Source organism: Shewanella sp. 10N.286.52.C2, from assembly GCF_002874545.1.
GTDB lineage: Bacteria > Pseudomonadota > Gammaproteobacteria > Enterobacterales > Shewanellaceae > Shewanella.
In genome coordinates, this window is the sequence record NZ_MCTV01000068.1 from 156,623 (window position 1) to 174,796 (window position 18,174).

The following is an 18,174-nucleotide window of genomic DNA, read 5'->3' on the forward strand; positions in this document are numbered from 1 at the left end:
GCATGGAAGGATTACTGGCCTTTTGGTCTGAGACAGGCATTGCTAACTTCGCTCTTGATCAATTATTTATGATGGCAATAGGCGGTTTATTACTGTATCTCGCAATAGCAAAAGGCTTCGAGCCATTACTATTATTGCCTATTGGGTTTGGTGCCATACTGGCGAATATTCCAAATGCGGGTTTCACTGAAGAAGGCGGCTTACTTTGGTACGCCTACCATGTGGGCATTGAGACCGGCATATTTCCATTACTGATTTTCATGGGCGTGGGGGCATTAACCGATTTTGGTGCATTAATCGCTAACCCAAAAACCTTATTGTTGGGCGCTGCAGCCCAATTCGGGATATTTGCGACTTTATTAGGTGCAATTGCTCTTAATGTGGTGCCGGGTTTTGAGTTCAGCATGACTGACGCCGCAGCCATTGCGATTATTGGTGGTGCAGATGGTCCAACTGCGATTTTCTTAGCCTCAAAACTAGCCCCTGATTTATTAGGTGCGATTGCTGTTGCAGCTTATTCATACATGGCATTAGTGCCGTTAATTCAGCCGCCAATTATGCGTCTATTAACCAATGAGTCAGAGCGTAGCATCAAAATGGAGCAGCTACGTGAAGTCAGTAAGAAAGAGAAAATTATCTTTCCCTTGATGGTTGTCGGTCTAACGATTTTGTTCCTACCAGCGGCGTCGCCTTTAGTGGGCATGTTCTGTTTAGGTAACTTAATGCGTGAGTCTGGCGTGGTTGATAGACTATCTTCTACCGCGCAAAACGAGCTTATCAATATTGTGACTATCTTTTTAGGTTTAGCTGTAGGCTCTAAATTACAGGCAGAACAGTTCTTACGCATTGAAACCTTGGGTATTCTTATTTTAGGTGCCGTGGCATTTAGTATTGGTACTGCTTCAGGGGTATTAATGGCGAAGTTCATGTCTAAGCTATCTGGTGGCAAAGTTAACCCATTGATTGGCGCAGCAGGAGTTTCTGCAGTGCCGATGGCGGCGCGCGTTGTTAACAAGGTAGGTCTTGAAGCTAATAACCAAAACTTCTTGCTGATGCATGCTATGGGGCCAAACGTGGCTGGTGTATTAGGTAGTGCTGTTGCTGCAGGTGTACTACTTGCGGTATTAGGCTAACCAGAGTTGTTTCAACAAGAGTAACCATCAGCTAATGCGTCTCAATTAGCTTAAGTTAGTGATTCAGATTAGTTACTCGCATTAGTTGCTAAATAAAAGCCACTTAATCACCAGATTAAGTGGCTTTTTTATATCGGTAGCTCAATTTCATTTGCTTATCTATCGGTTTAGTTATCGACACAGCCATGACTTAATCATTTACTCTGCGACTAACACAATCACATACACAATCACAATCACATACGCAATCACCTACACAGTCAGCAACTAAACCCCAAGTTCCGGTGCTAGTCTAAAGTTAAATGCTGCCCAAAAAAGTGCAACAGTATTTTATCTTGCACCGTTACGGACGCTTAGGGGCAATAGGTTTTTCAGTTGCAAACACATTTAATCATTTATAACAGAGGTTTACATTTATGGCATGGTTACTGAATGGACTATGACAACAATACTCGTCATTGAGACTATTTATTGGTTTAATCTGCAGTTTGTTGAATATTTATGCAGAGCGACAAGATGGAACACATTAACGATAAAGCAAAGGCGCTTTAATTATTCCTTAGGGATAATTAAAGCGCCTTTTTTGTTTTAAGTCATTTTAAACTTAAAAGGGATAAACGATGAACTGGAAAACGTCTTTTAAACAGCTTGCGGTCGCGCTAAGTATTGGTGCAGCGATGCAAGTTAATGTTGCCACTGCAGAAGTAGGCTTTCCTGAAAAAGAAGAGCTGACATTTGGTTTTATTAAACTGACCGATATGGCGCCTATCGCTATCGCTTATGAAAATGGTTATTTCGAAGAAGAAGGCTTATACGTCACCATCGAAGCTCAAGCTAACTGGAAAGTGTTACTGGACGGCGTGATTGATGGCCGCTTAGATGGGGCGCATATGCTAGCAGGTCAGCCTATTGCAGCCACGATTGGTTATGGTACCAAAGCCCATATCATTACGCCTTTTTCAATGGATTTAAATGGTAATGCTATTACTGTATCCAATGATATTTGGGCGCAAATGAAGCCTAACATCGCTAAAAATGCTGATGGTAAACCGGTTCATCCCATTAAAGCAGACTCGCTCAAACCTGTGGTAGATAAATATAACGAGCAAGGTAAGCCCTTTAAAATGGGTATGGTATTTCCAGTCTCTACCCACAACTATGAACTACGTTATTGGTTAGCCGCTGGTGGTATTCACCCCGGTTTTTATGCGCCTCACAAAGGTGATACTTCAGGACAACTTGACGCTGAAGCTTACTTATCTGTTACGCCGCCACCACAAATGCCATCAACCCTTGAAGCTGGCACCATCTATGGCTACTGCGTTGGTGAGCCTTGGAACCAACAAGCGGTATTTAAAGGCATCGGGGTGCCAGTGGTTACCGATTATGAAATTTGGAAAGATAACCCTGAAAAAGTATTTGGTATTACTGCAGAATTTGCTGAAAAGTATCCAAACACCACTATTCGCTTAACTAGAGCATTAATTAAAGCGGCTAAATGGTTAGACGAAAACAACAATGCTAACCGCCCAGCAGCTGTGAAAATCTTATCTCAATCTAACTATGTTGGCGCTGATTACGATGTGATTGCCAATAGCATGACGGGCACCTTTGAATATGAGAAAGGTGATAAGCGCGCGGTGCCTGATTTCAACGTGTTCTTTCGTTATAACGCAACCTACCCATATTACTCAGATGCGATTTGGTACTTAACCCAAATGCGTCGTTGGGGACAGATTTCAGATGATAAGCCTGATACTTGGTACAAAGAGATAGCTGCCAAGGTTTACCGTCCAGATATCTATGCAAAAGCGGCGCAATCGTTAATTGATGATAAAAGTATTGATGCCAAACATTTCCCTGACTTTGCTACTGAAACGGGCTTTAAAAAGCCGCAGCAACATTTTATTGATGACATTGTGTATGACGGTAGTGCACCGAATGCCTATATCAACAAGTTCAGTATCGGATTAAAACAAGGCGACAAACTGTAAGCCTGAGCTTAAGTACTTTATCTCGAGTTTTATGTCGAGTTTGATTCAGATTTTATGCAAGTAAGAGCTATCGAAGTGAGGATAGACCTATGACAACCATTGCAAGATTAGCGCAGAGACTCCCTATGGATAAGTCGGCTGTAACTTCGTTGTTAGCCAAATCAGCGGCAATGAGCAAAGCATTATTATTACCGCTCATCGGTATTACCGTGTTTTTGGTTATTTGGTCAATTACAGCCAATAATATTAATACATCCCTAGGTAAGTTTCCTGGTCCTGTGGCTGTTATAGGTCAGTTCGATGGGCTTTACCAAGAGCATAATGCCGAGCGAGAAAAGGCGGCGGCTTTTTATGAGCGCCAACAAGTTCGCAATAATGCAAGGCTGGCTGCCGATCCCAGTTATCAAGCGAAAACCAGAACGTATACCGGTAAGGAAACCTTCTTCGATCAGATAGTGACCTCACTTATCACGGTTATGTCTGGGTTTATACTAGCCGCCATTATTGCTATCCCCATGGGGATCTGGATGGGGTTAAGTAAAACCGTTAATGCAGCGGTTAATCCGATAGTGCAAATATTCAAACCTGTGTCACCACTGGCATGGTTGCCGTTGGTGACCATGGTGGTGAGCGCGTTATATGTGTCACCAGATCCTATGTTCTCTAAATCATTTATCAACTCCATGTTAACCGTCACCCTCTGTAGTCTGTGGCCGATGGTCATCAATACCTCAATAGGGGTGGCATCCATTGATTCTGACTTACTCAATGTCAGCCGGGTGCTGCGCTTATCACCGTTAACCCACGTACAAAAAATCGTGCTACCAGCATCAATACCACTGATTTTTACTGGCATGCGTTTATCCCTAGGAGTGGCATGGATGGTGTTAATTGCCGCAGAAATGTTGGCGCAAAACCCTGGGCTTGGAAAGTTTGTTTGGGATGAGTTCCAAAACGGCAGTTCAGAATCTCTGTCACGAATAATGGCGGCAGTGATTGTGATTGGCTTTATTGGCTTTTTGTTAGACCGTGGCGTACTGGCACTACAGCGCTGGTTCTCTTGGGATAAAAGTCACTAACTGGTTGAAGAGTTCGTTGAGGAATAAGGATAAATCTTATGAGTGTATTTTTAGACATTAGTAATATCGACATGGACTTTCCAACCCCAAATGGGCCGTTTAAGGCGCTAAAGGAAGTCAATTTAAAAATTAATAAAGGTGAGTTTGTCTCGCTTATTGGTCACTCGGGGTGTGGTAAATCAACCGTACTCAATATTGTGGCGGGGCTATATCAGGCCACCAAAGGTGGGGTGATTTTAAATAGTACTGAAGTCTCAGAGCCCGGCCCTGAGCGAGCTGTGGTGTTTCAAAACCACTCTTTATTGCCTTGGTTAACCTCATATCAAAATGTGGAATTAGCAGTAAAGCAGGTGTTTAAAGGCACTAAGTCAAAAGCTGAAATGAAGCAATGGATTGAATACAACCTGAGCCTAGTGCATATGGATCATGCGATGCACAAACTGCCCAGTGAAATATCTGGCGGCATGAAACAACGAGTGGGCATCGCCAGAGCCTTGGCAATGGAACCTGAAGTGCTATTGATGGATGAGCCTTTTGGGGCGCTCGATGCTTTGACCCGAGCCCATATGCAAGACTCGCTGATGGAAATTCAACTGGAGCTTAATAATACCGTCATCATGATCACCCATGACGTGGATGAAGCGGTATTGCTGTCAGACAACATTGTGATGATGACCAATGGCCCAGAAGCAACCGTGGGTGAAATTCTTACAGTTGATTTACCCCGCCCAAGAGATCGTCTGGCGCTAGCAGAAGATCCTGAATACAACCGTTTGCGGGCCGAAGTACTGAAGTTTCTTTATGAGAAACAGCGCAAAGTAGAGCCTATTAATATTAGTAAGTCATTAACTACATCAGATGAACAGGCTGAAGCGGTTTAACACTGATGCATGGAACAGTTTAGTTATAAATATAAAAGGAAAGATGATGAAACAGAAGCAACTCGCAGCACTGATTAATAGCAAATTAACCAAATCGATAGTAAGCCTTGCGGCGCCGCTATCATTAACCTTGTTGGCCATGGGCTCGGCTCATGCTGAAACGACCCAGTCCGTTGCTGATGCGGTCACCCAAGGCAGCGTTAAGGTCGACTTGAATTTGCGTTATGAAATGGTTGATCAAGATAATGCCTTAAAAGATGCTGATGGTTTAACCCTTCGCACTCGTCTGACTTATGCCACAGCTGATTACTATGGTTTTTCGTCCACCCTTGAGTTTGAAGATTCACGTGTGGTTGCCGGCGTTGATGATTACAACAATACCTTAGGTAAAAATCCGCAATATTCAGTGATTGCCGATCCAGAAACCACCGAGTTTGATCAATTCTTTGTAAAATATAACTATGAAGGCTTTACCGTTAAAGGTGGTCGCCAAGTCATTACCTTTGATAACCAACGCTTTGTGGGTCATGTGGGCTGGCGTCAAGATAGACAGACCTTCGATGGGGTGATGTTAGAGTACAAATTTAACGATGTATTTAAAATTGACTACGGCTATATCAGCCAGCGTAATCGTATCTTTGCACAGGAAAAAGATATCGATTCAAAAGATAACCTGATAAATGCTTCACTAAAAACCGATTTTGGTACCTTAAGTGGTTATGGGTATTTACTAGAAGAAGATAGCGCCATTGATAACGGCCTTGATACCTATGGTTTACGCTTTGCTGGTAATACCGATGTGGGTGATATCAAAGTATTGTATTCAGCAGAGTATGCCACCCAGGATTCTGATAACGCAGACTTGTCCTATTCAGCTGATTATATGAGCGTTGAGGCTGGAGTCGGTTTTTCGGCGATTACTATTAAAGTGGGTTATGAAGTATTGGGATCAGACGGCGGCGACTATGGTTTCCAAACACCTTTAGCGACCTTGCATGGCTTTAACGGTTGGTCAGATCAGTTTTTATCAACCCCTAAACAAGGCTTAGCCGATCTTTACGCCTCAATTGGCGGTAAGGTGATTGGCGGTAAATGGGCGCTGGTATATCACGATTTTGAGGCTGATGAATCATCGGCTTTAGTGGATGATTTAGGGTCTGAAATTAATGCAGTCTTCAGCGTGCCGGTGACAAAAAATTATACCTTAGGGGTTAAATACGCCGCGTATTCAAAAGGCGATACTGCTGCAGGTAAAGTCGATACTGATAAACTGTGGTTATGGGCTAATGCTAAGTTCTAGCCTTAGCTTTTAAGCAGTTGGTCTGAACAGTTAACGCTTAAATAAAAACGGCTAACTCAGTTTGAGTTAGCCGTTTTTTAATAAATTTTCGCTGCTGAGCGACTCGATTTAAGCCGCTTGATTTAGCGCTTTTTCATCTGAATAAAACTGTTGCTCATCGAATTGGCCTTCGCTTTTGCCAACAACCACAGCTGTCATCATGTCACCAGTGACATTGGTTGCAGTGCGGATCATATCAATAACGCGGTCAATAGCGGCGATAAAGGCAATGCCTTCAAGGGGTAAACCAACCACGCCCAAGGTCACTGTTAGCATCACCATCGCACTACCTGGAACACCTGCTGTACCTACTGACGCCACAGTTGCCGTTACCGCAATGAGCATGTAGTCGGTCATATCCAGTGGAATACCGTAAATTTGCGCAATAAATATCGCCGCAATAGCAGGGTAAATACCGCCACAGCCATCCATGTTCATGGTAGCGCCTAACGGCAATACAAAGGCGCTATAGCGCTTTGATACACCCATAGACTCAGTACATTTACTACTTGCTGGTAAGGTGCCAAAACTTGATGCGGTGCTAAATGCCACTAGTTGAGCAGGCATTGCTTTACGGAAAAATTGTACAGGGCTTAGGCCGGCAGCAAACTTCACTAAACCACCATAAACAAAAATAATATGAATTAATGCGGCCACATAAATAGCCACAATAAACTTACCTAATGGCAGTAAAGTTGACAGGCCGTATTCACCAACAACCCATGCCATCAAGCCAAACACGCCGATAGGGGTAAGCTTTAGTACCATGCGGGTTAGTTCAAACATTACTTCTGAACCTGCTTCAATGGTGCGCTTAAGTGGCTCTGCCTTTTCACCAACGGCGTTAATTGCAATACCAACGAGCGCTGCAAACACGATAATTTGCAGGACTTTACCTTCAGCTAATGATGCAAAAGGGTTTACTGGGATCATGTTTAGTAATACTTGGGCAAACCCTGGGATATCACGGTCGCGCACTTCTGAGGTCGCTAGTTCTAAACTGCCGCCCATATCAAATGAGCTACCAATGGCTAAACCAATAAACGATGCCATGGTGCCAGTAAACATGAACATGCCTAAGGTTTTAAAGCTTAAGCGCTTTAAATTAGCTTGTGAGCCTAATGAGGTAATACTGACAACGATGGCGCAAAAAACTAAAGGTGCAACCAACATTTTGATGGCGCTAATAAATAAATCACCTAAAGGTTTTAGTATTACTGCACTTTCGCCTAAAGCTACACCTGCAAGGATACCTAAGGCAAAGCCTGCGAGTACTTTTTGCCAAAAAGGAATGCGTTTCAAGGTTTGAAAAATCATCAAGGTTCCAACTATTTATTATGCTTGCCAGTCGTTACCAGCAAGAGGATTATTATTTCAATAACCTTATACAATCACACAAAAGGCCATTGAATAGTCATTGTAGCTATGTATTACGTTAGCGGTATAAACTGAGTTTAGCCATTGACTTCAGGCTATTTTAAGCCAGCCTAATTAGAGTCTTTTAGGTAATATTTTTCGAATTGTATTCAGCGAATATCGTCGGGACAAACCGTTTTTAATATAACTTATATCATTTTTTCAATTTGTTAATTACATATTGAAATTCAACAGCTTGTTAACTCGTTTTTATATTACGAGTTTAATTGCTAAAACACTATAGATATCATTAGGTAAAGTAAATGACTGCATTGTGGTTAATGTTCAGCGGGGCTTTTTTAGCGGCAACTTTGTTACCAGGAGGTTCAGAAGTTTTACTTGTAGCCTTACTTACGGATCAACCAGAAACCTGGCTTGCGCTGCTGGTGGCTGCCAGTGTTGGTAACACCTTAGGAGCAATAAGCAGTTACTATTTAGGCTATTTAGGTCGCTTTGCTAAGACGCCAGAGGATCTAGCGAGTAAGAAATACCAACATGGATTAAAATTAATTGAAAAATATGGCTATTGGGCGTTGCTGCTTTCTTGGTTGCCATTAATTGGCGATATTCTATGTTTACTTGCTGGCTGGTTAAAGCTACCTATTATCCCGTCTACTGTCATGATGTTAATCGGTAAAACGATTCGTTACTCATTAATAGTGGCTGCCTTTATGTTGGCATGGTAAAACAACTGTTTATTGGTTTTTTTATAAAACCCTATGGTGATCACTGTTGTTAGCTATCTGATTGGAGAGGATATTTTTATCTGCGATTGAACCAACAAGGTATAAAACGACTCATAGCATCACATTGACTGATTTCATTGGCTAGATTTCAAGGAGTATATAAGTGAAGAAATGGATCTTGGCAGCAGCGATCTCTATCGCCATTAGTGGCTGCGCACATGAAGCAACAATTTCCCCTGCGTTACCTCAAGGGGTCACATTAGTTGAAACCGTCGCTCAAAGTGACTCTGTGGGTATTCCTTATAAGAAATATCAGCTAGAAAATGGTCTTACGGTGATTTTACATCAAGATACCTCAGACCCTCTCGTTCATGTTGACGTCACTTATCATGTGGGCTCAGCTCGTGAAGTGGCGGGGCGCAGTGGCTTTGCCCATTTATTTGAGCACATGATGTTTCAGGGCTCGCAAAATGTCGGCGATGAGCAGCATTTCAAAGTCGTTACTGAGGCTGGTGGCACCTTAAATGGCACCACCAATACCGATAGAACCAATTATTTTGAGACTGTACCCAGCAACCAGCTGGAAAAAATGCTCTGGCTTGAATCTGATCGTATGGGCTTTTTATTGCCAGCATTGACCAGTGAAAAATTTGAAGTCCAGCGTGAGACAGTTAAAAATGAACGCGCTCAGCGAATTGATAATCAACCTTATGGCCGTTTGAATGAGCGCTTTAACCAAGCAATGTATCCTGCTGGGCATCCGTATTCGTGGCCAGTGATAGGTTGGCCAGAAGATTTAGAACGTGCCAGTGTTGATGATGTGCGTAATTTCTTTAAGCGCTGGTATGGCCCTAATAACGCTACCTTAACCATTGGTGGTGATTTCGATGAAATGCAAACACTAGCCATGGTGAATAAGTATTTTGGTGAGCTAAAACGTGGTCCAGAGGTGTCAGCAGATCCTAAAACCCCAGTGGTCTTAGATAAAACCCGTTATATTTCAATGGAAGATAAAGTTCATTTGCCGCTGATTTATATGGGTTTCCCCACAGTATACGCTCGACATAAAGATGAGGCCGCGCTGGATTTATTAGCCAATATTCTCGGTGGCGGTAAAACCTCACTGCTATACAAAAACTTAGTCAAAGATGGTTATGCAGTACAAGCCTCGGTAGGTCATCCATGCCAAGAGTTAGCTTGTAGCTTAACCTTGTATGCACTGGCTAATCCCGCTTCGGGGGCAACGCTTGCGACGCTTGAGCAGAAAATTAATGACTCTATTAAGGAGTTTGAGCAGCGTGGCGTGACAGATGATGACTTACAAAAGGTTAAAGTACAGTTTGAAGCCGATACTATTTTTGGCATGCAAAGTGTAAAAGGTAAGGTATCAACTCTGGCCTACAATCAAACCTTTTTTGACAACCCTGACATGGTAGCCAGTGACTTGGCCCGTTATGCCAGTGTCACCAAAGATGATGTAATGCGGGTGTTTAATACGTATATCAAAGACAAACCTATGGTGGTCATGAGCGTTGTACCTGAAGGGGCAAAACAATTAATTGCCGCTGAAGATAACTTTACCCCAACCATGATGCCGGTAGCGCCAGAAGCCGTGAGCGGCGTCGATAACGTCAGACAAATTACCTCAAACTTTGATCGTACTATTATGCCAAAGGTGGGTGATGCGCCAGTACTAAAAGTGCCTGAGTTATGGAATGCTTCACTGACCAATGGTATTGAAGTCATGGGTACTGAGAGCCATGAAACTCCAACCGTTGAATTACTGATTTATCTTGAAGGCGGCCACCGCGTTGCGCCCCAAGGTAAAGCGGGCGTGGCGTCATTAACGGCATCTATGCTCAATGAATCAAGCGCTAAACGTTCAACTGAAGAACTAGCTGGCGCATTAGAAATGCTTGGCAGTAGTGTGTCCTTTGGTGCATCGGGCTCACAAAGCTATATTCAGCTTTCAAGTTTGACTGAAAATCTCGCGCCGACTTTAGCGATATTACAAGAGAAGCTATTTACCCCAGGTTTTGTTGAGGCTGACTTTCAGCGCCTTAAACAGCAGCAATTACAAGGTTTACAGCATCAAGAGTCAGATCCTAACTTTTTAGCGCGCCAAGGCTTTTCATCGTTACTTTATGGTGAAAACAGCCCGTTAAGCGTCAATGCTTCTGGCACCTTAGAAAGTGTTGCCGGATTAACCCTTGAGGATGTTAAACAGTTTTATCAGCAGCAGTATCGAGCGGGTAATGCCAAAATGGTGCTGGTATCTGATTTAAGCAAGCAACAAGTGCTGCCGTTATTAAGCCCGTTTGCAGCTTGGCAAGGCAGTGCCAGCTCGCCATTTGTATTACCGCAATTACCAGAGCTTGCTGGTGGCACCATTTACATTATTGATAAACCAGATGCGGCGCAGTCGGTTATTAATATTGGTAAGCGGGCGTTAACCTATGATGCAACAGGCGACTACTTTAAGTCTTACTTAATGAATTACCCATTAGGTGGCGCATTTAACAGTCGGATAAACCTCAATTTGCGGGAAGACAAAGGTTATACCTATGGTGCTCGCAGTGGTTTTAATGGTGACAGTTTAGTAGGGCGATTTATGGCTTCAGCCAGTGTCCGCACTGATGTGACTGCAGAGTCACTTATTGAGTTTATTAACGAGATTAATCTATATCAGCAGCAAGGTATGAGCGAAGAGGAGTTAACTTTTTTACGTAGCTCAATTTCACAAGGTAAAGCATTAGACTACGAAACGCCTTATCAAAAAGCGGGCTTCATGCGGATGATTCAGCGTTACCAACTTGATGACAACTTTACTGAGCAGCAGGCAAATATTGTTCAACAAGTTTCGCGTGCTGAGCTAAATGAGTTAGCTGCCACGCAATTAGACTTATCACAGATGGTGATGCTGATTGTGGGCGATAAAGCTGCTATTCTGCCTAAGTTGCAAGCTTTGGACTATCCTATAGTTGAAATAAAATAAGCATCGCAGTTGTTTTTAGGATAAAAAACCTTATATAGATCAGATATAGGGTTTGATAGCCATTTAAAAATGCTAGAATTTAGTAATTAACGGTGACAGGTTAACTGTTACCGTTTTTTATTTGTAAAACATAGTGAGTGTAGAATGGCTGAAAATGCTTTTTACTGTGAGCTCATATGTGTTTAATAACATGCTTTTAATTGGTTTAAAGAAATGTTAGTGCTAAATATCAGGTCTAGCAGTTTGAATGTCGCATAAGCGAGTCACTACAAGAGAACAGCAAATTGAATTCATTCAATGAAACAGTCGATTATCTATCAAATGCCCAAGGGCGTGAATCTTTACTCGGCATGGTACGAGGCATTGAGCGCGAAGCGCTGCGCATCGAAAGCACTGGCCACCTTGCGATGGATAGCCATCCGCAAAAGCTCGGCTCAGCCTTAACGCATTCTCGTATTACCACTGATTATAGTGAGTCTTTACTTGAGTTCATTACCCCGGTGAATACTAATATTGACACCTTACTTGAAGGGTTAACTCAAACTCACGCCTACAGTGTTAAAAACATGAATGGCCAGACGCTATGGCCTGTGAGCATGCCGTGTTATGTCGGCGATGAAAAAGATATTCCTATTGCCCGTTATGGCAGTTCTAATAACGGTCAAATGAAAACCTTATACCGTAAAGGCTTAACCCATAGATACGGCGCACTCATGCAAATTATTGCAGGGGTGCATTTCAATTTTTCAGTCTCTGAACAATTGTGGGATAGCTTATATGAACGCACTGATAAGTCAGTGTCGCGCTGTGAGTTCATCTCAGAGTCTTACTTTGGCATGATCCGTAATTATCGCCGTTTAGTTTGGGTATTACCGTATTTCTTTGGTTCATCTCCTGCGCTGTGTGGCTCGTTCATTAAAGATAAAAACGTCGGATTTGATTTTAAGAAAACCGGTAAGGGCACCTTATACCTGCCATATGCGACTTCACTTCGTATGAGCGATTTAGGTTACACCAATAAAGAGCAAGAACGCTTAAACATCAGTTACAACTCACTGCCTGAATATTTACAAGGGGTGGGCGAAGCCATTCGCATGCCTTCTGCCAGTTTTGAGAAAATCGGCGTTAAAGTCGATGGTGAATATCGTCAGCTCAATAGCAATGTGCTGCAAATTGAGAATGAGTTTTACTCGCCAATTCGTGCCAAGCGAGTCACCAAAGCAGGTGAGAAACCTTCAGAGGCATTGTCTCGCGCTGGAGTTGAATACATTGAAGTGCGTGCATTAGATGTAAACCCTTATAGCCCAATTGGTATTGATGCCAGTCAGGTAAGATTTTTAGACTTATTCTTGCTGTACTGCTTGCTGTCGTCATCAGAAAAAAGTGATTGCGCTGCAGAGCAGGAAATCGCCGCTAACTTGCAAGCTGTGGTAGTTGAAGGTCGAAAACCTGGGCTTGAGCTAATTAAAAATGGTCAGTCAATTAGCCGCACTCAATGGCTGAATGACATATTTGAACCTCTGTCTCGCCTCGCTAAGTTGTTAGATGGTGATTCTGGTAATGCATACCAACAGGCATTATCGCAATGGCAAGCCGCTATCGACGATCCAAGTTTAACCCTATCGGGTCGCGTGCTGGACGATGTGGTTAATCAAGGTCAAGATCATAGCAGTTGGGTGAAAAAACTGGCGCTAGATTATCAGCAATATTTATCTGACTACCCATTATCCGCTGAGGTGGAAGCTGGCTATGTTGAAGAGGCGGCACTATCACTTGCTCAACAGCATATGGCGGAAGCGTTACCGAGTGTCGGCTTTGATGAGTTTTTAGCTGATTATTTTGCTGACTTATCCAAACCTGCCGCAGCGTGTCGTTAATGAAAAGGCTAGCTTTATCTGTGGTGGTGCTGGGTCTATTACAAGGCTGTGCATCATCAGTGGATGAGCAAGCTATCTGTGGCTCGGTGGCGAGTTATATAACCCCACCGACCTCGCAGAGTCTTTATCGCGTGGTGGTGACTCATCTTGATGGTAAGCCTGTTATCTCAAGGCCTTATTATAAATTAACCGCAGGAAAACATGAGTTTACCGTGGCAGAGCTCATTGAGTCGCCTGAGTTAAAAGTTAAGCTTGCTGCCCGTAAGCCTAAAAATATTGATGTTGATGTGAAAGCGCACCTGCAGCTTCATTTAGCGGCTGAATTTAATCAAGATAGAATTTATACTGGCGAGAATACCGATTACTGGCAACCCGTCATATGGCAGCAAGAGCCCCATGAATGTGAGTTTGCCAACCCCGATAATTAATGTGCCGCTTAGGCGCGATAAGTGTCCCCAATTAGGCAATAATTTAATGGTTTAGTTACTCATTTATTCCGATATTAAATGTTACCTTGATAGTCTTTTTAGAAAACCTTAGCCGCTGAACCTCCCTCTAGCCCAGCTTTATTGTCAGACTTGAGTTCAAGTATTTTTTGACTAATACCAATGGTCGCATTCTAGCGACAGATTAAGTTCTATTTTTTAACGCCGTGGTTTGCATCTAGTTTATTTTGATGTGAAAATCGAATCGCTTTAGTTAACTCCTGATATTGATTACTTTAAGGGCATTTATGACGTGGTTTTTTCGTGCTTTGGGCGCAATGTTTCTTTTACAGCTTACGGGCTGTGCAACTCCGCCACCTAAAGAGCCTGATAATTTATGCTCAATATTTCAAGAAAATCGCTCTTGGTATAAATCGGCGGTAAAAACGCGCGAAAAGTGGGGCGTACCAGTACATGTGCCTTTAGCTATGATGTTCCAAGAAAGCTCGTTTAAACATAATGCCGCGCCACCAATGGAATACTTTTGGGGCTTTATTCCTATTGGCCGCGCAAGTGATGCCTATGGCTATGCTCAAGCAAAAACCATGACATGGGATGACTATGTACGTGAAACCGGTAATTCATGGTCAAGTCGCAGTAATTTTGATGATGCGATGGATTTTATGGGCTGGTTTATCTATAAAACCCATGCCATTAATGGGGTGTCAAAATGGGATGCGAAAAATCAGTATTTGAATTATCACGAAGGTTGGGGCGGCTATAAACGTGGCAGCTATAAAGCTAAAGCATGGCTTGGACCTGTTGCTAATCGTGTTGATGCTCGCGCCAGAAATTACGCTGCTCAGTATCATACCTGTAAAGAAGATCTCGACTCTTCCTGGTTATGGCGGTTATTTTTCGGTTAATACGCATTAGTTATTGTCATTCTCATCAGCCTCGCATTCGCGGGGCTTTTACTTTCTCTTGGTTAGATCAGTTTTTATACTTAACCTTGTTCATAAATATTTAACAATTAACGCTAAACTTTTTGCAGCTTATTCCGATAGTAATAAAACCGCTTGTGACAATTTGTAACCCTTGAGGCTATATGGCTTTTTGGGGGGATCAATGTTAAGCACCGCTAGCGCTAAAAGCTCATGACGAGTTGCTAGAAAAATATAATCACTACTTTCGGAACTGTATATGCAATCTCACAATAATAATAAATTACAGGCAACACTGCTTTATCCGTTAATCTCGTTGGTGCTGGTGGCATTGGTCATCATTGCATTTTTACCTTCTCAAATTGATAAAACCACGCTGTTACTTATTGTCGCGCTATTAGGTGCGGCGCAAACGATAGTAGGTCTGTATTTATTTAAGCAGTTTTTACACACACGCTTGAGTCAACTGGCTGAGTATCTAAGTTTAGTTATTAGTACGAAAGCCGCCCCTAAAAAGCCGCTAATCGATAGTGGTAATGATTTACTGGCGAAAATTACCAACGACCTTAGTGGTTTTATTGAAGAACTGAAATTGGTTTTAGATGACATTAAGCAAGATGCCAATAATTTTCACCATGGCTCGCAGGAGTTGGCGCAGCAAATGAATTCGGCTGAATCATCCGTTGCCAAAAGCACTGCTGAAACCGAGCTTATTTCAAGCTCATTAGCAGACATAGTGAAAACGGCAGATGAGTTATCAATCAATGCCGACGAATTTAAATCAACCTCTACGGAAGTGAAGCAATTACTTGAGCTCGGTAATAATGATGCGTTAAGTAATCAAACTGCCATGACCACCTTTGCCAATGGCATTGAAAGTTTGGTATCTGATTTAGATTTATTAAACAGCGACAGCCAGAAAATTGGTAATGTTTTAGAAGTGATTAAAAGTATTGCCGAGCAAACCAACCTATTGGCGCTAAACGCTGCCATTGAGGCCGCTAGAGCCGGTGAGCAAGGCCGCGGTTTTGCGGTTGTGGCTGATGAGGTTCGCGCATTAGCTCATCGCACTCAGGAGTCGACGGTAGAAATTCAAACTATTGTTTTAGAGCTGCAAGCCAAAGCGGGTAATGCTGTTAATGCCATTAGCGACAGTCAAAGAGTGACTAATGAAAGCGTGCAACAATGCCTGCGGGTCACCCAAGCATTTACTGATATTGGCGGCGCATTTGAGCAACTTGATAGTGTTGCCAGTAATATGACCTACAGCATTCAAGGGCAGCAATCTTCCACTAACAGTATCAGTAGTCGAGCGCTGGAAATTACCCGTTTGAGTCATGAAGTGCAGCAGAGCTTAAAAGCGATTTCAGACCGCGCTTATAGGCAACAAACCAGCTCTGAGCATCTTGAGAAAGTACTCACTCGAGTGTGTATTTAAACCCTAGCTAAATCATTACTTGCAAATCAATAGTCCATAAAAAAGGAGCCTTAGCTCCTTTTTTATGGGTTACGATTAAGTGCCATTGATCTTAATCAGCGCTAAATTCATCTAAAACCCAGGCTAATGGCGCTTGATACAGCTGCGGCATCCATTGTTGTAGCTGACCAATACTGTCGGTTAGCATCGCGCTATTATGAACCGATAAGTTTAAGTGACCCACTTTACGACCGACGCGAACTTCTTTGTTGTACCAGAATAACTCAGCGTTGGGTAAGCTTAACCAGCGGTCATCTTTATCAACACCAATTAAGTTCACCATCACACATTGATGATTCACTTGTGGGGTATGTAAAGGTAATCCGCACAAGGCACGCAGGTGCAATTCAAACTGATTGATATGACAACCTGATTGAGTCCAGTGACCAGAGTTATGAACCCGAGGGGCTAACTCATTAATCAGTAATTCATCACCAACCCGGAAACATTCCATCGCCATCACTCCAACATACTCAAGCTTATGCATAATTTTACTTAGCATGGCTTCAGCTTGGGCTTGTAAGTGGTTTAAGCGCGATAATGGCGCAATCGATGCCATTAAAATACCGTCTTGATGGAGATTTAACGCTAGCGGGTAAAATAAGCATTCGCCGGTTTGGGTTCGTACGCCCACTAATGACACTTCTTCATCAAAATTAATCGCTTGCTCAGCAATGGCTTCATTACGCCAATCAACAGGGATGGTGGTTGATTCAGCTTGTTTTAACCAGTGTTGACCTTTGCCGTCGTAGCCACCGGTGCGGCGCTTTAATAATACTCGCTCGCCATATTGCTGATGCAACTGCGCCGTTTGAGTATTATCGTCAACCAGCTCCCAAGGTGACGTTGGTACAGCTAACTCATCCAATAAGCTTTTTTGGGTAAAACGGTCTGCCAGCAGGCCAAAAACCGGGCCATTAATGAAATGCTTATGCTTGCTAAGTTGCAAGCTTAAGTTTGATTCAGGCCATTGCTCTCGTTCTGCGGTGATGACGTCAGTATCGTTAAGAGGTAAACGCTCATCTGATGGGGTCATAATATCAACCGGACGAACATTAATCGCTAAAGGCTGCCCAGCATGGGACAACATAGCGCCTAATTGACCATCACCTAAAACCCATACATTGTGCTGTGTAGCGTGGGTTTGATTTTTTTGCTCACCGTCCTGCTTAGCCATTAAGCTTCCCTCGGATCTGGATTTTCAAGGATTGAATTAGTTTGCTCTTCACGAAAAGCATCCAAACGCGCTGCAAGTTCACTGTCTTCAACCGCAAGAATTTGGCTAGCAAGTAAGCCGGCATTAAACGCCCCAGCAGTACCAATAGCAAGGGTACCAACTGCAATACCTTTAGGCATTTGTACGATAGACAGTAAGCTGTCCATGCCTGATAACGCTTTGCTTTGCACAGGCACACCCAGCACTGGAAGGCGGGTTTTTGAGGCAATCATACCGGGTAAATGTGCTGCACCACCGGCGCCGCCGATAATGACTTTAAAGCCTTTACCAGCAGCAGTGCTAGCAAAGTCCATGAGTTTGTCAGGAGTACGATGCGCTGAGACAACTTCAACGTGATATGGCACCTGCAGCTTATCCATAATTTCTGCGGCGGCTTCCATGGTCGGCCAATCACTCTTAGATCCCATAACTACGGCAACAAGGGCTTGCATGATAACTCCTTAACACACTTATTATATTAGAATAATTTTACTTATACCTGCATAGGGTACAGGCATTATAGGCTGCATTTTTGCGCCTATAAAAAAGGGGCTAGATAATATCATGTTGGCTCACATTTCGCTGCATTTCAGTGTTTTTTGGGGCTGAAACTCAGTTTGTGATTACGAATGCTTATACTGGCTTTTGGTAAACATCGAACAGCAATCGTGTACTGCAAGTTTTGGGTTATTGATAAGGTAAAAATTAACCC

At 43.0% G+C, this 18,174-nt stretch carries 14 protein-coding genes; 11 read left to right on the forward strand and 3 right to left on the reverse strand.

The window, feature by feature from the left end; genetic code table 11:
• Nucleotides 1–2: 2 nt before the first annotated feature.
• The 5 genes from BCU94_RS18480 (at nucleotide 3) to BCU94_RS18500 (ending at nucleotide 6,387) form a co-directional block, all read left to right on the forward strand.
• A complete protein-coding gene (locus BCU94_RS18480; RefSeq protein WP_102438094.1) occupies nucleotides 3–1,133 on the forward strand; it encodes a sodium ion-translocating decarboxylase subunit beta in 1,131 nt (376 codons plus the stop codon).
• 677 nt (nucleotides 1,134–1,810) lie between these two features.
• A complete protein-coding gene (locus tag BCU94_RS18485) occupies nucleotides 1,811–3,127 on the forward strand; it encodes a CmpA/NrtA family ABC transporter substrate-binding protein (RefSeq protein ID WP_227006757.1) in 1,317 nt (438 codons plus the stop codon).
• Nucleotides 3,128–3,297: 170 nt separating this feature from the next.
• Nucleotides 3,298–4,206 carry an ABC transporter permease gene (locus tag BCU94_RS18490; RefSeq protein ID WP_241901093.1) on the forward strand — a complete coding sequence of 303 codons (909 nt, stop codon included), beginning with the start codon at nucleotides 3,298–3,300 and terminating at the stop codon, nucleotides 4,204–4,206.
• Between the two features lie 38 nt (nucleotides 4,207–4,244).
• Nucleotides 4,245–5,087, forward strand: coding sequence for an ABC transporter ATP-binding protein (locus BCU94_RS18495; protein ID WP_102477193.1), 843 nt, complete (start codon nucleotides 4,245–4,247; stop codon nucleotides 5,085–5,087).
• A gap of 139 nt (nucleotides 5,088–5,226) precedes the next feature.
• A complete protein-coding gene (locus tag BCU94_RS18500) occupies nucleotides 5,227–6,387 on the forward strand; it encodes an alginate export family protein (protein WP_198590913.1) in 1,161 nt (386 codons plus the stop codon).
• Between the two features lie 108 nt (nucleotides 6,388–6,495).
• On the opposite strand, the gene BCU94_RS18505 is transcribed toward BCU94_RS18500, so the two are convergent.
• Entirely contained in the window at nucleotides 6,496–7,743 is a 1,248-nt protein-coding gene (locus tag BCU94_RS18505) for a dicarboxylate/amino acid:cation symporter (RefSeq protein WP_102438103.1), read from the reverse strand.
• A gap of 362 nt (nucleotides 7,744–8,105) precedes the next feature.
• Between BCU94_RS18505 and BCU94_RS18510 the strand changes: the two genes are divergently transcribed.
• The 6 genes from BCU94_RS18510 to BCU94_RS18535 all read left to right on the forward strand — a co-directional run bounded on the left by BCU94_RS18510 (nucleotide 8,106) and on the right by BCU94_RS18535 (nucleotide 16,207).
• Nucleotides 8,106–8,528: a YqaA family protein gene (locus tag BCU94_RS18510; RefSeq protein ID WP_102438105.1), complete on the forward strand. Its 423-nt coding sequence runs from the start codon at nucleotides 8,106–8,108 to the stop codon at nucleotides 8,526–8,528.
• Between the two features lie 163 nt (nucleotides 8,529–8,691).
• Entirely contained in the window at nucleotides 8,692–11,523 is a 2,832-nt protein-coding gene (locus BCU94_RS18515; protein ID WP_102438107.1) for a pitrilysin family protein, read from the forward strand.
• 254 nt (nucleotides 11,524–11,777) lie between these two features.
• Nucleotides 11,778–13,400 (forward strand): glutamate--cysteine ligase, encoded by a 1,623-nt coding sequence (gene gshA, locus BCU94_RS18520; protein ID WP_277869089.1) that lies wholly within the window; start codon nucleotides 11,778–11,780, stop codon nucleotides 13,398–13,400.
• On the forward strand, nucleotides 13,400–13,828 hold the full coding sequence (locus BCU94_RS18525; RefSeq protein WP_102438110.1) for a hypothetical protein: 429 nt from the start codon (nucleotides 13,400–13,402) through the stop codon (nucleotides 13,826–13,828). Before gshA ends, BCU94_RS18525 begins: the two co-directional genes overlap by 1 nt.
• A 305-nt stretch (nucleotides 13,829–14,133) precedes the next feature.
• Entirely contained in the window at nucleotides 14,134–14,751 is a 618-nt protein-coding gene (locus tag BCU94_RS18530) for a hypothetical protein (protein WP_102438112.1), read from the forward strand.
• A gap of 277 nt (nucleotides 14,752–15,028) precedes the next feature.
• Nucleotides 15,029–16,207, forward strand: coding sequence for a methyl-accepting chemotaxis protein (locus BCU94_RS18535; RefSeq protein ID WP_102477195.1), 1,179 nt, complete (start codon nucleotides 15,029–15,031; stop codon nucleotides 16,205–16,207).
• 91 nt (nucleotides 16,208–16,298) lie between these two features.
• Here the strand turns inward: BCU94_RS18535 and purK are convergent, their stop codons facing one another.
• The gene (gene purK / locus BCU94_RS18540; RefSeq protein WP_102477196.1) at nucleotides 16,299–17,423 is read right to left on the reverse strand and encodes a 5-(carboxyamino)imidazole ribonucleotide synthase; all 1,125 of its coding nucleotides are present in this window, start codon (nucleotides 17,421–17,423) and stop codon (nucleotides 16,299–16,301) included.
• Nucleotides 17,423–17,914 carry a 5-(carboxyamino)imidazole ribonucleotide mutase gene (gene purE / locus BCU94_RS18545; RefSeq protein WP_076542981.1) on the reverse strand — a complete coding sequence of 164 codons (492 nt, stop codon included), beginning with the start codon at nucleotides 17,912–17,914 and terminating at the stop codon, nucleotides 17,423–17,425. Before purE ends, purK begins: the two co-directional genes overlap by 1 nt.
• Nucleotides 17,915–18,174: the final 260 nt, after the last annotated feature.

Excerpts from the sequence above, each read along its gene's own strand:
- BCU94_RS18535 (WP_102477195.1), top strand. The coding sequence starts at position 15,029 with ATGCAATCTCACAATAATAATAAATTACAGGCAACACTGCTTTATCCG.
- purE (WP_076542981.1), bottom strand. The coding sequence starts at position 17,914 with ATGCAAGCCCTTGTTGCCGTAGTTATGGGATCTAAGAGTGATTGGCCG.
- BCU94_RS18530 (WP_102438112.1), top strand. The coding sequence starts at position 14,134 with ATGACGTGGTTTTTTCGTGCTTTGGGCGCAATGTTTCTTTTACAGCTT.
- purK (WP_102477196.1), bottom strand. The coding sequence starts at position 17,423 with ATGGCTAAGCAGGACGGTGAGCAAAAAAATCAAACCCACGCTACACAG.
- BCU94_RS18490 (WP_241901093.1), top strand. The coding sequence starts at position 3,298 with ATGAGCAAAGCATTATTATTACCGCTCATCGGTATTACCGTGTTTTTG.
- BCU94_RS18505 (WP_102438103.1), bottom strand. The coding sequence starts at position 7,743 with ATGATTTTTCAAACCTTGAAACGCATTCCTTTTTGGCAAAAAGTACTC.
- BCU94_RS18525 (WP_102438110.1), top strand. The coding sequence starts at position 13,400 with ATGAAAAGGCTAGCTTTATCTGTGGTGGTGCTGGGTCTATTACAAGGC.
- BCU94_RS18485 (WP_227006757.1), top strand. The coding sequence starts at position 1,811 with ATGCAAGTTAATGTTGCCACTGCAGAAGTAGGCTTTCCTGAAAAAGAA.
- BCU94_RS18510 (WP_102438105.1), top strand. The coding sequence starts at position 8,106 with ATGACTGCATTGTGGTTAATGTTCAGCGGGGCTTTTTTAGCGGCAACT.
- BCU94_RS18500 (WP_198590913.1), top strand. The coding sequence starts at position 5,227 with ATGGGCTCGGCTCATGCTGAAACGACCCAGTCCGTTGCTGATGCGGTC.
- BCU94_RS18480 (WP_102438094.1), top strand. The coding sequence starts at position 3 with ATGGAAGGATTACTGGCCTTTTGGTCTGAGACAGGCATTGCTAACTTC.
- BCU94_RS18495 (WP_102477193.1), top strand. The coding sequence starts at position 4,245 with ATGAGTGTATTTTTAGACATTAGTAATATCGACATGGACTTTCCAACC.